At 59.5% G+C, this 13891-nt stretch carries 10 protein-coding genes; 3 read left to right on the top strand and 7 right to left on the bottom strand.

What is annotated here, in order from left to right; all coding sequences use genetic code 11:
* Positions 1 to 2: 2 nt before the first annotated feature.
* The 3 genes from FB556_RS09620 to FB556_RS09610 are packed head-to-tail and all read right to left on the bottom strand — an operon-like array spanning position 3 to position 1985.
* Positions 3 to 1106, bottom strand: a complete 1104-nt coding sequence (locus tag FB556_RS09620; protein ID WP_141867131.1) for an NAD(P)/FAD-dependent oxidoreductase — start codon at positions 1104 to 1106, stop codon at positions 3 to 5.
* Complete coding sequence (locus FB556_RS09615; RefSeq protein WP_211344021.1) at positions 1106 to 1426, bottom strand: non-heme iron oxygenase ferredoxin subunit; 321 nt, start codon at positions 1424 to 1426, stop codon at positions 1106 to 1108. The genes FB556_RS09620 and FB556_RS09615 overlap by 1 nt, the downstream gene beginning before the upstream one ends.
* Positions 1427 to 1445: 19 nt before the next feature.
* On the bottom strand, positions 1446 to 1985 hold the full coding sequence (locus FB556_RS09610) for an NUDIX hydrolase family protein (RefSeq protein WP_141867126.1): 540 nt from the start codon (positions 1983 to 1985) through the stop codon (positions 1446 to 1448).
* 30 nt (positions 1986 to 2015) lie between these two features.
* Here FB556_RS09610 and FB556_RS09605 point away from each other — a divergent pair, with 30 nt between their 5' ends.
* Both FB556_RS09605 and FB556_RS09600 read left to right on the top strand, forming a co-directional pair.
* Positions 2016 to 2303 carry a hypothetical protein gene (locus FB556_RS09605; RefSeq protein WP_141867124.1) on the top strand — a complete coding sequence of 96 codons (288 nt, stop codon included), beginning with the start codon at positions 2016 to 2018 and terminating at the stop codon, positions 2301 to 2303.
* 450 nt (positions 2304 to 2753) lie between these two features.
* Complete coding sequence (locus FB556_RS09600) at positions 2754 to 4802, top strand: HNH endonuclease signature motif containing protein (protein WP_141867122.1); 2049 nt, start codon at positions 2754 to 2756, stop codon at positions 4800 to 4802.
* Here FB556_RS09600 and FB556_RS09595 read toward each other — a convergent pair.
* From FB556_RS09595 to FB556_RS09580, 4 genes are all read right to left on the bottom strand, one after another.
* Complete coding sequence (locus tag FB556_RS09595) at positions 4787 to 6397, bottom strand: hypothetical protein (RefSeq protein WP_141867120.1); 1611 nt, start codon at positions 6395 to 6397, stop codon at positions 4787 to 4789. The two genes, FB556_RS09600 and FB556_RS09595, sit on opposite strands and share 16 nt — an antisense overlap.
* A 117-nt stretch (positions 6398 to 6514) precedes the next feature.
* A complete protein-coding gene (locus tag FB556_RS09590) occupies positions 6515 to 7519 on the bottom strand; it encodes a pseudouridine synthase (RefSeq protein WP_141867118.1) in 1005 nt (334 codons plus the stop codon).
* A 9-nt stretch (positions 7520 to 7528) separates the two neighbouring features.
* Entirely contained in the window at positions 7529 to 12001 is a 4473-nt protein-coding gene (locus tag FB556_RS09585; RefSeq protein WP_141867116.1) for an Lhr family helicase, read from the bottom strand.
* A 20-nt stretch (positions 12002 to 12021) separates the two neighbouring features.
* Entirely contained in the window at positions 12022 to 12504 is a 483-nt protein-coding gene (locus FB556_RS09580; RefSeq protein WP_141867741.1) for a 23S rRNA (pseudouridine(1915)-N(3))-methyltransferase RlmH, read from the bottom strand.
* A 36-nt stretch (positions 12505 to 12540) separates the two neighbouring features.
* Here FB556_RS09580 and FB556_RS09575 point away from each other — a divergent pair, with 36 nt between their 5' ends.
* A complete protein-coding gene (locus FB556_RS09575) occupies positions 12541 to 13887 on the top strand; it encodes a sodium/glutamate symporter (RefSeq protein ID WP_141867114.1) in 1347 nt (448 codons plus the stop codon).
* Positions 13888 to 13891: the final 4 nt, after the last annotated feature.

Below are 13891 nucleotides of genomic sequence, written 5' to 3'. Positions count from 1 at the left end.
GGTTAGCGCGTGAGGCGTCGGATGGGGATGTCCGGATCGGCCAGCTGGGCGGGATCCACCGCAATATCCCGGGTCATGATGCGGGTTGCCGCCCGGATGATCAGCTGTTCGTCGAGCGCGGCAGACCCGATGAGTTTCTCCCCGTCGAGGACGAAGATTACATTGTCTCCGCGCCGGACCAGGCGTTCGTGAGCCTGCGGGACGACCCGGCCGATAGCTTGGGCATCGTGGCCGAATTGGTCTGACCACACCCAGGCCGGGGTCGGGGCCGCGGGTTCGGTGCCCATGATCGTGTGGACGACGCGTGCCGCCGAGGCGCGGCCGTGGTCCCAGTGGTCCTGGCGGGGTTGGTTGCGGATTCGGCACACATCGCCGATCGCATAGATCCCCTCGACGTTGGTGCGGTAGGCCTCGTCGACCACGATGCCGTCATCAATGGTGAGCTTGGAGCCTTGCGCGATAGCCACATTGGGTTCGACACCGACGGCTGCGATGACCAGATCGAAACGGTCCAGGTTTTCTTCCACGGTCAACCGGCGTTCGATGACCTCGACCTGTTCGGTCATGGTGGCATAGAGTGTTTCGGCCAGTTCGCCGAAGATTTCTGCGGCCGGGACCTGCGGGGTAAACACGGTGACATTCGCGCCGAGCGCCTTGGCCGAGGTCGCCAATTCTGGTGCCAGTAGGCCACCGCCGGCAATTGCCACGTTCACGCCGGGGGACAGTGCTTGGCGTAGGGCATCGGCGTCGGCGATATTTCGCAGGGTATAGACGGGTTTGTCGAGCTGAAGCGTTTTGGGCACGGCTCCGGTGGCAATGACAATGTGGTCGGCTGCGAAACGTTGGGTGGCAGTTTCCACGAACCCCTGTCCCAGGCGTACCGCGGTGTCCTGCACCCAGGTGACGTCATGGTCTGAGAACCACTCGGTCGGGGCCAAGGCCAGCTCGACGTCGCCAACCAAATACTCGGTGGATAGCGGGGGCCGATCCAGGGCGGTGTGGTGCGGATCGATGATCGTGATCGGACCTGAGAACCCAGCGTCACGCAGTCCGGCGGCCACCGAGAACCCGGCGACCGAACCGCCGGCAATAATAACGCCCGACATTAAAACTGCGGCGTCAACAGTACGCGTCCATCAACCACTTCAACCGTGTGGGTCGGTGCGTCTTCGGTGGCCGGCAGATTCAAGACCTTGCCGTTGGCCAAGCAAAACGATGACGCGTGTTTCGGGCATTCGACCGTGCCGTCCTCCACCCAGCCTTCCGACAGCGAATAGTTGCCGTGTGTGCACCGGTCATTCAGTGCGTAAATACCCTCGTCGGTGCGGAAGACCGCAATGGGTTCACCACCGGTTTTCTCGTGGCCAATGTAGACACCTTCCTCGAGGGGAAAGTCTTCTTCGGCACCAATATCAATACGTGTCATAACATCCTCCAGCTCTAGCCTAGAAGCCCCAGTTCGCCCACGCCATCGCCTGGGTCACAAGTTTGCCACGGCCACCTTCAAATTCATTGGTGATCTCCGGGGACATGGCCTGCTCCGGGGTCATCCAGGCGACATCCAGCGCATCCTGGCGAGGTTGGGTATCCCCGCGCACCGGCACCACATAACACAGGGCCACCGCATGCTGGCGGTCATCTGTGAGCCCAGAACTTGAGGCATATGGGAAGTACTCAGCCACCGTAAAGGGTTGCAGAGTCATCGGCAGCTGTGGCATCGCCAGTGTACCGAGATCTTTTTCCAGGTGCGTCATGAGCGTGTCGCGGATCGACTGCATATACAGCACGCGCCCCGACACAAAGGTGTAGCGGAAATTGCCGGAGGTATCTGCTCGGTACAGCAGACCGACTTCCACCACGCGGCCGTGACCATCAAGTCGGACAGGGATTGCTTCAACATAGACCATCGGCAGCCGCGCGCGGGCCGAAGTCAGTTCAGTGTCGGATAGCCAACCGGGATTTGGGTCTGGAGTTCGAACCGTCATGTGTCCCACTCTACAACTACAATTACCTATATGCCCTCATACCGCGCGATACTACCCATCGGGGACTTACACCCCGGCCACAGCCCCGAAGAAGTCATGGATACTGCCGTGGCCGCCGTGTCAGCTATCGCCACCGTCGAGCACACCGATATTCAAATTCTGTCCAACGTGCCCCAAATTGTGGTCCGTTTTTCCCTCGACGACGACGGCGATGCCCATATGGTCGCTGATGCCATGGATGACGCCGTTTCCCGCATCGCGACCACCGGGGCCGGCCGGTTGCTCTTGCGCCGTGGCGGTCGGTGGGTGCCGCGCTAATTTCAAGAGCGTTGTAGCTGCTGCACTAACTCTGACCCTGCTTCGTTGCCCGAGCAGGGTCATTCTTGTGCCCAAGACTCAGGCCCGACTCTGGCCCAAACAGTGCAGGAACATCAGGCGGGCGTTACTCATTCACGGAGAACCGCGTTAGGCAAGCGTGTCGGAACTTTTGTGGAAAACTCTGCAGCATTCAGAATATTATCCACAATAATACCAACACAGCATCCTAAAAGTGAGTAACTAGGATATATACACCATTACATGGTTAAAAATGCTTAAACGGCCATTAAATCTATTGCTTAAGAGTTTCCCCTGCGGTAAAATAGGGTTAATCAGTTCCTTACGATTCGTGTACTTACTTCCAGATTTTTTCTCTTACCTCATACATCTCATGAGGCTTCTTGCTATCCAAGAACACTTTTCACGTCGGCTGCAGAGAAGGAGGCGTTGATGGCTAACACCGATGCATTATCTGATCTGGGTATTGAAGTGCCGATGCCAGAAGACCTCAATCTCGACGCAGTCAAGGATCTCAGTCCTGGACAATTGGCATATCTCAAACTGGTGGTTAACACTGAAATGTCCCAGCGGATGTCTGATCCTGCTACGACGTTCGCCCAATTCACCCGGGTATCAGGAGCTGACTGGACAGGACATGAGCCCCAGATTGCGGACCCAGAGCTTCCTTCGCCTGCAATGTCACACGATGCAGGCGAAAACGAGCCCACGCATGCGGATGGCACCCCGGTCGTTCCACCCCGGCCACTGCCAACACCACCGGAATGTCCCTATGACACGGTGCCAATGATTGCCGAGATGCTGCGCCGCTCCCAGCACCTTCACGATGCCACGATGACCAGCTTTGCGCGGCAGCTCCAACCAATGTTCACCTCACAACCGGAATATTTCGGCACTCCAGAAGGCATTAACGCGTTCAAAGACAGCACCGCGTATTTCAAAGAGGTTTTGCGTTTTTCTTGGCAAACCACTAAGAAGATTCACGAACGGATGCCATATGTGACCTGGAATCCTGGACAGGATCCGACGATGGGGATACACCAACCGAAACTGCCGAAACTTGCTGAAGCTTTCACACAGGGCACCATCCCGGCAGAGAACCTCGATCGAATAGTGGCATTGGACCAGCAACTGACCAAATATGTGCGGAAGGTTCGCAAAGATCCCGAATATAAAGACGCCATTATGCGAGAATTCGAATCCACGCTCATCGAAGCCGCCGAGTCCTCGACTCCGGATGCTTTCACCGCAGCACGAGGCCGGTGGGCAAATCGGATCGCCCACCACATCGACCCGGATGGCCCACCGATCGTCGACACGCTGCGCAAGCAGCCCGATAACGCATTGAAGACTCAGGACTATAGCGATGGATCCGGCAGGATTTCGATGCATGCTACTCCTGAGGTGTACGCGGAATTCAAGAACTTCGCGGTCAACCAGCTCAACCAGAACGGGGCACCGGTCAAACTCGATGATGCCCTAGCGGAATTCCTATCCGTCGAAGATGATGAGCCAAATGATCCAGATACCCCAGCAGACGATCACACTGATGCATCGCCAGAAGAAGATGGACGAACTGCAAGCACTTCCCGCGACGGCGATAGCCACGAAAAACTCCTCGATGAAGAGCCACAAAGCCCCGAATCATCAGCAACCTTGGATGATCTCACAATTGATCGGGATCCAGACGCTCTGGTTGCTGAAGACGATGAAGGAAAACCGGTCACACAGCAAGAAGTTGATCTGCTGGAATCGCTAACACCCGGACAAATTCTCGGCACACTTATCATCGGTATCTTCAAGACCGTCCTGAGTATGGATCCGGACGAGCTCAGACTGAAAAAATCTCACGGAGCTGCATCAACGCTCACAGTCATTCAAGATATTGAAACTGCCTATAAAACCCTGGACATTGGGGCACTGCCAGAAGCAGTCCGACGACCCCGGAGTCCCGATGCGTTTGTGCCCACGGTGGTGAAGCGAGAGAATCCTGATGATCCCAAGAGCCTGTGTCGCGATCCGGATCATCTGTCGGGAACCAACCCCCGACCGTGGACCAGCTATATCTCCGAAGCATTAAATATTGGCGCCATGCACCCGAAGGATGCCGAAAAACTGGCCTGCGATAGCCAACTCGTGGGCCAAATCTGGAACAAACACCACAGCATCTTGAACCAACACCGCGCCCTACGCGCCTTCAACCGAGCCCAACGCCGCGCCATCCTGGCCCGTGACCGCGGATGCCAAGCTCCGGGCTGCACCATCATCGCAGCCTGGTGTCAGATCCACCACCTGAAAGCCTGGGAACACGGCGGCAACACCGACATCGAGAACGCCATTACCCTGTGCGCCCACCACCATGGTGCAGTTCACAATGGCAAATGGACCATCCATACGATCAACGGCGCTCACTTCTTCCAACCGGCCCACTGGTTGGACCCGGCCCAACCACTATTGCGAAATCTTTACTGGGCGTTATAGTTCTCGTCTGAATCGATATAGGCCAGGTGTTCCATCGCTCGTTTTTCAGCAACTGAAATTTGATAACGTCGGTTCTCTGTTGCTGCCAAGATCACAAAAAGGCCGAGCAGAGCAATACCCACCAACAGGAATGACGTATTTTCTCCAAAGAGTCGGGATCCAACGACCGCGGACATACCGAAGGTAAAACCTAGCACCACTGACTGGCGACCACGCCCCGTGAGTGACAGCTGCGACAGCAGCACGAGCAAGATCAGCGTTGCAATAATCGCCCAAACGATTTCGGGGATGAACAGCAGATCAGAAAGATTCCAAGCGGCCATTGCCGTAAATACGGTAGTAGCCGAGAAGATGAGCATCCACCCGGTAAACGCTCCGATAGGCACATCCACCAAGAACCGTTCCTTGCTCGTTCGTTCCGTATATACATTGAGGTTGTTGACCGCGCGATACAACAATGCGACCGCACTACAGGATGTAATAATCTCCAGGCCATAATCCTGAAAGTGTGTCAACAGTATCGTGCCCGAAGCCAACAGCATCGCATTGGCTACATACCAAGCCGTCGCCCGGTTGCGCATTGCCGAATACTGTGAAGGTGTCCACTGATACAGCGTGTACACCAACATCACGCCCCACAGGAGCGGCCAGGCCACCACGTGCCAGGCAGCCATCGACATCAGAGACGTGGAGCCCTGGTACAACCCACCGTGGGCATCAAGAATAGACGGCCACGGACCCAGCCAACCCAGCGCAAATAACCCAACGACAACAAATAACACCCAGCTGATGCTAAGTGTCACCCGACGAAAACCATCCAGATGTTCAGGTTCCGGGTCATCGGTGACCGGCTCAGGAAACGGTAGGATCACTTCTTCATCATCGGCATCTTCTGCCAGTGTCTCGTCAGGGGGCGACGGGGGCGTTTGTGCCTCAATCGCACGGGCCTTGGTGACGATGCGTTCCAAGCGTTGCCATTCAGGAAGATTCTGTCGAGCCCGTTGAAGCAATTCCTCATCGCTGAGGTATTCGCCTTCACGCTGCAACATCGGACGGTTCTCGACAGCCGGGATATCATCTGACTCCAGCTCCCGAGCGGCCGTGAGCAGCGCTTCGGTTTCGCGTTCTTGTTGACGACGACGAGCAAGCGCGGCCTGTTCACGTTCCAATCGCGCCATGCGCGCAGCTTCGCGCTCACGCTGAGTTTCTAGGGCTTCTTTGGCCTCTTGAATATCCAGTGCCAGCTGTTGCAATCGCGCTTCTTCTTCGCGAGCTTTCCTGCGATCATCCTGCAGTTTCTCCCAGCGCGCCTGGAGGCGGTCCGGCGTTTCGGCAATGGCGCGTTCAATATCTTCTTGGGTCGGGCCACGAAACGAATCCAACCAAGCATTGAGTCGGTCACGCATGGTCAACTTCTCACCCGTAGTGGAACGTGCAGCGGCCTGTTTTGCCGCTGTGGTGTTGTTCCCGGCGCCATCACTGGATGATGTCGTGGAAGAACCGAAGTGTTCGGCCGCCATGCCAGGGTCATCAGATAGTTGAGACTTCCTGAGCCGAGCCAGCGCCTCTGACGACTCTGATGGCTTTTTGGCCACGTGCACTCCTCCCACCGAATAATCTTGTGCTGAGTCCAGCTATTTTACGTTCCAACACCCTATTCTACGGCGTGACACGCGCCCCGAAGGCGTTCTATCAGGGTGCGCGTGGCAGGCTCAGGGAGCAAAGTCTAAGGTGCGCGTCGACGTAAATTCACGAGGCTGCCCGGTGAGCGGGTCAGTAAAGCCCAGGCCGCTAGCTAAAAGTTGCAACGGCGCGGCATAGTCATCCGGGGCGTGATCGAGTAGTTCGGGATAGAACCGGTCATGTAAAATTCCGTGGCCTAATGAGGCCAGGTGGATCCGCAATTGGTGAGTACGCCCGGTCTTGGGGGAGAGTGCCACGTGGGCAAGCGCCCCGCCGTCGTCGGCAATTCTATGCTTGACTAAGGCGATTTCGGTGCTGGCGTTGGGTCCGGTCGTCGGGTCATGGCTGCGACGACGTTTCCCCACCCGGGGCGCCTCGATGCGGCCCGAGTCGGCGGTTGCATAGGCCTCAACTTCGGCGGTGATAATGCCTTTGGTTTTGATGATGCGGTTGCGAAACGTCAGGGGGAAACGGTCCAGGTACAGCTGGGCGGGCGACGGGATGCGCACGACGGCTTGGTACCGACGGGTGACCTGGCGGTGTTCAAATAGTTGCTGATACGCCCCGCGGGTTTCGGGATTCGGCGAAAATAACAGGATCCCGGCGGTGGCCCGATCCAGCCGGTGCAGCGGGACCAGCTCGGGGATATCCAGTTGATTACGCAATCGGACCAGTGCGGTTTCCTGGACGAATTGGCCACCGGGGGTGGTGGGTAAAAAATGAGGTTTATCGGCAACGACTAGGTGCTCATCGGCATGTAAGACGGTGATGTCAAACGGAATATGCGTTTCGTTAGGCACCGAACGGTAGTACCAGATGAACTCATGATCGGCAGCAGGGGTGGTCGCGGTGATAGGGGCACCAGCATGGTCCACGATCTCGCCGTCGGCCAGGCGTTGGGTCAGGGCATCATCGGGCAGATGGCCAAACCTGGCGCGCAGATGCTCGATGATGGTGCCGCGGGTCGCTGCGGGAATGCGCAGGCGGGTGGGACCGACGCCCTTGCGCACGGGCAGTGGGGGTAACTTGGGCATGGTCCTAGCTTAGGCCCGGAAGCGCACGGCATTGGGTGCCGTGTAGAACCCGGCTTCGACCAGGTGGCCGGCCAGCTCGGTGCCCACCAGCGGGTCGCCGTTGACGGTTTGGATGGCTAGCTTGTCGGTACCGGCGCGACGAAGCGCGATTTCCAGCGCGGTCGCGGCCGGACCCAGGTGGTCATCGGAAAACTGCAGCAGCGTTTTGCCGCCGCGTTCCAGATACAACGCGAGCTTGCCGTTGACTAACACCACGTAGGCGCCGGCTTTGCGGCCGGGGCGATGGCCTTCGGTATCTGGCCAATCCAGGGTCGCGCCATACGGGTTGGCCGGATCGGTTGCGGCTAACGCTACGGCTTGTGGGTGGGTGGGGTCTTGATCGAAAGCGCGCAGGGCATCCACGGTCGCGGCGGTGGAGAATTGGGCGGCGCCCAGACCATCGATGAAGTACCCGCGACGGATGTGCCCGGACTCTTCCATTTTCGATAACAGGCGGTAATAGGCCGAGAACCCACCGGGTAGTGCCTCGGCATTGACCGCACCGCGCGTGATGACGCCGTAGCGGTCCAGTAAGTATTCGGCTTGGGCATGCAGGGCAGTCGTGTTGTCGTTGGTGCGTTCGGGTAACAGCGACCAGCGGCCCACCGCGGTCGGTGGGTCGGGCTGCCGGGCGATCGCGGTGTCCGGAGCTAACCGGTTCAAGCGGCGTAACCGTGCGGTGCGCCGCGGGGAGCCGCGCTGGGCGGGCGCTCGCCGCGGGGTGGAGGTATAGGTGGCTCGCACCGCGGTGAACGTGTCGTTGGTGACCACCCCGGCCCAGAACAAATCCCACAGGGCGGCTAGAATATCGGCACCCGAGTGGTCTGCCAGCTGGGCATTCAACGCCGCATAGAACCAGCCACCGGTCCCGGTCAGCGCCTCGATGATGTCATCGTGCACGGCCGTGCGATCATCGGTGGTGCGAATGGGCAGCGTCAGATCGATCGTCTCCACGTGGTGGAAAGCCACCGATTGGTCCGCGTCGCCTGCCATTACGAATTGTCCGGTAGCCAACAGTTCATCCAGCATAGCCGGTCGGTAATCGGCGACGCGTGCCGGCAGGATCGCCGTCTCCCACACCTGAGCGGGTGCGGTGAAACCGGTGAGCTGATCCAGCACAATGGCCAAACCATCAACGCCGCGTTCTTGGGGTGTGGGCGTGACCTGGTGGGCCTGTAACAGGTAGCGGGCGTAGGCTGCGTGTTCAACCGGTTCAACTTCAGCACGCAGCTGCGCCAGTGAGCGACGACGAATGCGGGCCAGCACCTCGACGTCACACCACTCATCCGTGGCCACCGGACCGTCCCCGGGGGGTGGAGTCGACAGATAGGCGCCAAAGGTGACGCGCTGTTGCGAGGCCAAGCGTTGCAGCACCTGGTGGGCGATCACCGGGCCGATGCCTAACCGCTGAGCCACCTCGGGGGCGGTGAAGGGCCCGTGCGTGCGGGCATACCGGGCCACCAGGTCACCAAGAGGATCGGTCACCGATTCGGCAAAGGCCGCTGGCACCCCGATCGGCAGCGGAATGCCCAGTCCATCGCGCAACCGCGGCGCATCTTCGATCGCCGTCCAATACTGTTGGGCGCCGATGCGCACTTGGATGGCGCGTTTATCATCCACCAGCTGGTCGACCCAGGCGCGGGCGGTGGCAATCTCGGCGGGTTCGTCTGCATCGTCGGGATCGCGCAGGCGGGCGGCGAGTTCATCGGTGGTCAGCGGGCCCAACAACCGCAAGAGATCCGCTGCCCCCTCGACTCCTGCCAGACGCCGCGAGACGGAGGTGTGTTGCAGATCGGCTTGCACCTGGGCGATGACGTCGTCGTCGAGGAGCTCACGCAGCATGTCCTGACCCAGCAGCTGCGCGAGCAGACCGGGGTCCAGGGATAAGGCGGCGGCGCGACGTTCGGCCAGCGGCGCGTCGGTTTCGTACATGAACTGCGCGGTATAACCAAACAGCAGGGTTTGGGCAAAGGGGGAGGCCTGCGGGGTCTGGACTTCTACGACGCGCAGCACCCGGGTGCGGATATTCTCCAGGACCTCTAGCAGCCCGTCGACGTCGTAGACATCCTGGAGCACCTCGCGCACGGTTTCTAAGATGATCGGAAACTGCGGGTATTTTGAAGCCACGGCTAGCAGTTGGGCGGCACGCTGGCGTTGTTGCCACAGCGGGGTGCGTTTGGTCGGATCACGCCGGGGGAGCAGCAGGGCGCGGGCGGCGTTTTCGCGAAAGTGCGCGGCAAAGAGTGCTGAGGAGCCGACGTGTTGGCGGAGCTGATCGCGTAAGTCTTCGGGGTCGAACCAAAAGATTTCGGTCGACGGGGGCTCGCCATCGGTGGCCGGGATGCGCACGATAATCCCGTCGTCGCCGGCCATCGCGTTGGCATCAAACCCGTAAGTGGCCTTGACCCGTTCAGAAATCACCAGCGCCCAGGGCGCATGGATGGCTTTGCCAAAGGGTGAGTGTAAAATGACACGCCAGTCGCCTAGCTCATCGCGGAAGCGTTCGACCAGGATCGTGGTATCGGTGGGCAGATGCCCGGTGGCCTCGCGCTGTTCGGTCAGGTAGTTCAGCAGATTGGCCCGGGCGTTCTCGTCTAGTCCGGCGGCTTGTAAGCGGTCGTCGATCTTAGGGTCGGCGAGCGCTTCGCGGCGAAATGCCCCGGTGGCCCGGCCCAGTTCCAACGGTCGGCCGGGTTGATCTCCGCGCCAGAAAGGCAATCGCCCCGGGCGCCCAAAAGCCGGGGTGACCAGGACCCGGTCGTGGGTGATCTCTTCGATCTGCCAAGTGGTGGCCCCCAGGATGATTGTCTCGCCGACCCGGGATTCGTAGACCATTTCTTCATCGAGTTCGCCCACACGTTTGGCGGCGTCGGTCTCGGTGGCCAAATACACGCCGAACAGCCCGCGGTCGGCAATTGTGCCACCCGAGGTGACGGCCAGGCGTTGCGCCCCGGGACGGGCGGTGATCGTGCCGGCTTCACGATCCCACACGACGCGGGGTTTGAGCTGGGCGAATTCATCGGAAACGTATTTGCCAGCCAGCAGATCCAGCACTGAGGCGTACACATCCAGCGACAGCGTGGTAAACGGGGCGGCCCGGCGAACGAGTTCCAACCAGGCCTCATCGACCAGGTCGTCCATCGCGGCGGCTGCGATCGTGTGCTGGGCCAAAATATCCAGCGGGTTGGCCGGAATCGAAATCGCCTCGATCGCCCCGCTCAGCATTCGTTCGGTCACGACTGCCGCGTCGACCACATCGGCCCGGTGCAGCGGGAAGAACCAGCCCACCGACACCTCACCCACCTGGTGTCCAGCACGCCCGACGCGCTGCAAGCCCGCAGCCACGGTCGGGGCCGACTGCAGGTGCACGACCGCATCGACTACACCCATATCGATCCCAAGTTCTAACGACGACGTCGCGACGACGCATCGCAGCGTCCCGGACTTGAGGCCTTCTTCGACCTCGGCACGAGCGGTGGCCGACATCGACCCGTGGTGGGTGCGAGCAAACTCTTCACCGTCAGTGTCTTCGCGCTCTTCCCACAGTTCATTGAGCGACTCAGTCAACCGCTCCGCCGAACGCCGCGAGTTCACAAACACGATCATCGACCGGTAGTCATCGGTCAGCTCCATGATCCGAGCCTCAACATGGGGCCACATCGACACGTTTTCTTCTGGCGAGGCCCCCGTATCGGGCTGCGTCATATCGACCACCGGCACCGCCACCGTAATGTCCCAGCGCTTGGCCTCAGCGCCGTCAACAATGGTCACCGGTTGGACGCCACCTAAAAACCGGGCCACTTCTTCGGCTGGGCGCACCGTGGCGGAGAGCCCAATGCGCTGGGCGGGCTTGTCTAAGAGCGCATCCAATCGCTCAAGCGATACCGCCAGGTGGGCTCCACGCTTATTACCGGCTAGCGCATGGACCTCATCGACAATGACGGTTTCCACCCCGGCCAAGGTTTCACGCGCCTTGGACGTCAACATCAAATACAGCGACTCGGGGGTCGTGATGAGAATATCGGGCGGGTCAGTGACCAAACGACGCCGATCCCGCGCCGATGTATCACCCGAACGCACACCGGTGCGCACCTCGGGCACCTCATGTCCCATCCCGCGAGCGGTTTGGGTGATACCGACCAGCGGGGCGGTCAGGTTGCGCTCAACGTCAACGCCCAGGGCCTTCAGCGGGGAAATATAGAGGACTCTGGTGCGCTTTTTGGCCCCAGCGTCATCGTCGCGATCCGCGGTGATGAGTTTGTCGATAGCCGACAGAAAGGCCGCCAACGTTTTGCCCGATCCGGTCGGGGCAATCACCAAAGCATGTTGACCAGAGTTGATGGTTTCCCACGCCCCGATCTGAGCCCGGGTGGGTGCGGCAAAGGATGCCTTGAACCACGAACGGGTCGCGGCGGAAAACTCATCAAGCACAGCGTCGGTCATGTGCTTAGACTACCGAGCCACTACTGGTGATGGTACGGCCGACCTGCAGAAATTTCCTGAGCGCGATATACCTGTTCCACAACCAACAACCGAACCAGCTGGTGCGGAAAGACCAGATTCGATAACGACCACACGGTGTTTGCTCGCGCTCGCAGCTGATCGTTGACACCATATGCCCCACCGATAATAAAGGTCGGATGACGCGCGGTGTCAAACAGTTGCTGCAGGTGGCGGGCCAGCTGCGGCGATGTGAAGTCTTTGCCGCGCTCGTCTAGCAAGATGACGTAATCAGACGGGCGGAGCTGTTTTTCGATGGCCGCGGACTCTTCTTGTCGAGAGCGCTGCTCGGTCGCGGTGGCATGCGGGACGAAGACAAACTGCGTGTCATAGGGCTTTTTGAGGCGTTTGAGGAACCGTTCGATACCTTCGGAAACCCAGGCCTCGTGGCGCTTACCCACCGTGATGACTCGAATTGCCAAGACTACCGACCCCGCACTACGCATTTGTCTTTCATCACTACGCATTGTAGCTTTTCTCTCATGGACTTTACCCCCTGGACGTTTCTGATCGATGCCGGTCTGATCGGAATCCTGTTGATTATTGGCGCCGGATTGCGTGCCCTCATCCGGCCGTTGCAAGCACTGATGATTCCTGCCTCGGTGCTTGCGGGTCTGCTGGGTCTACTGCTTGGCCCGCAGGTATTGGGATGGCTGCCCTTTTCGGATCAACTGTCAACCTATTCTTCTGTCCTCATCGCGGTGGTCTTCGCCGCAGTGGCCATGACCGATGATTTCGATATTCGTAAACTCAACCGCAACGTTGGTGGCTTCGCAGCCCACGGGGTATTGATGTACGCTCTGCAGGTTGCTCTGGGCATGGGGCTCGTGCTGCTGGTACTGCAACCCCTCTTCGGCGCCCCGGATGCTCTGGGCGTGGTGCTGTTTGCCGGCTGGGCTGGTGGTTATGGCACCGCGGCGGCCATGGGGGATGCGTTTTCTGCCACCGCCCCAGAGATCAGCTCGTTAGGGTTCACCTCCGCAACAGTCGGAATGCTTATCGGGATCGTTGGCGGGTTACTCCAAGCTCGGTACGCGGCGAAACGTGGACACGTGCAAGCCTATGGGTCAATGAGTTCCCTCCCTGAAGAAGAGCGCACCGGCCTGATTCGTCAAGTCAATAAACGCCCATCGATCGGCCAGCACACCTTTACCGGGTCCTCAATTGAATCCTTAGGCTTCCAAGCCTCGGTCGTCATCATGATTGCCGCCGCAGGTTACGGTCTTTCACTGTGGATCGGCAGCATTTGGCCAGACCTGGCCGTGCCGGTCTTCGTCCTGGCCTTTCTTCTAGGCCTGGTGGTGCGCGCGATGATGACTAAGATTAACGTGTCGCCATACATCGACAAGCCCACCCTGCAGTCTATTTCGGGAACCGGAACCGACATTCTGATCGTGGCCGGTATCGCCTCGATCCAACCGCAAATCGTTGCCGACTTCGGCATCGAGTTGATCATTATGTTCGTCTTCGGCCTGGCGCTAACACTGTTCCTGGGCATGTGGGTCGCCCCGCGGCTCATGCATGACGGATGGTTTGAACGTTCAATCTTTACCTGGGGCTGGTCCACCGGTGCGGTGGCTACCGGTATCGCCATGCTGCGTGTGGTCGACCCGAAACTCAAATCCGGCACCTTAGAAGACTTCGGTCTGGCGTATCTTCCCGTCACACCCGTCGAAATCACCGCCGTCACATTCGTGCCGGCATTGGTGATCGCCGGGGCGGCCTGGGCCGTCGTTGGTATCTGGGGTGCGATCGCGGTGGGTGCGGTCATCGTCGGGCTATTCATTGCCCGAGCCAATCAACGCGCCGCTCAAGGCATCACCTCATAAAGAC

The organism is Enteractinococcus coprophilus (assembly GCF_006716305.1).
GTDB lineage: Bacteria > Actinomycetota > Actinomycetes > Actinomycetales > Micrococcaceae > Yaniella > Yaniella coprophila.
The sequence above is the reverse complement of the archived record's forward strand: the minus strand, read 5'-3'. Positions and strand labels throughout refer to the sequence as shown.